Source organism: Arhodomonas sp. KWT, from assembly GCF_010993615.1.
The window spans coordinates 1-507 of the sequence record NZ_WNXE01001159.1 but is presented as its reverse complement, the minus strand read 5'-3'; the positions used below and the strand labels follow the sequence as shown (position 1 = coordinate 507).

Below are 507 nucleotides of genomic sequence, written 5' to 3'. Positions count from 1 at the left end.
CCGCGCATGAACCTCTCCGGCGGCTGCGCCGAGGACGCCCGCACGGCGTCCGCCCCCGCCACCGAACCGTCCGCCGACGGGCCGGCCGCGCCGGAAACGGCGCGGCCCCCGGCGAGCCTCGACGAACTCGCCGATCTCGTGCTCGACCGCCAGGCCTCACTGGACGAGCTCGAGCCCCGGCTCATCCGGCATGCCGTCCGCCGCGCCGGCGGGAATCTCAGCCAGGCGGCGCGGTCGCTGGGCATGACCCGCCCACAGCTCGCCTACCGGATGAAGAAACACGACATACCCGGCGACACCTGATCACCGCCACGCGGCACCGGACGGACGGAACCGTGCGCCGTCCGCCGCCGTGGCCACCGCATCCACCCCGTCGTCGGACAACCCCTGTCGATGCATTGCGCTCTGCCGGAGCCGGTCTATCCTGCACCGAACGGCACCCGCCTTTGTCACCCGGCACGCCCGAACGGTCCGAAACCCCCGCCACCAGCGGGCTGGGCACCAGGA

Annotated in this window: 1 protein-coding gene; it reads left to right on the top strand. The window is 73.6% G+C overall.

The window, feature by feature from the left end:
- Positions 1-303, top strand: a 303-nt coding sequence (locus tag G7A99_RS24720) for a helix-turn-helix domain-containing protein (protein WP_305792387.1), incomplete at its 5' end; no start/stop codon positions are given.
- Positions 304-507 lie beyond the last annotated feature (204 nt).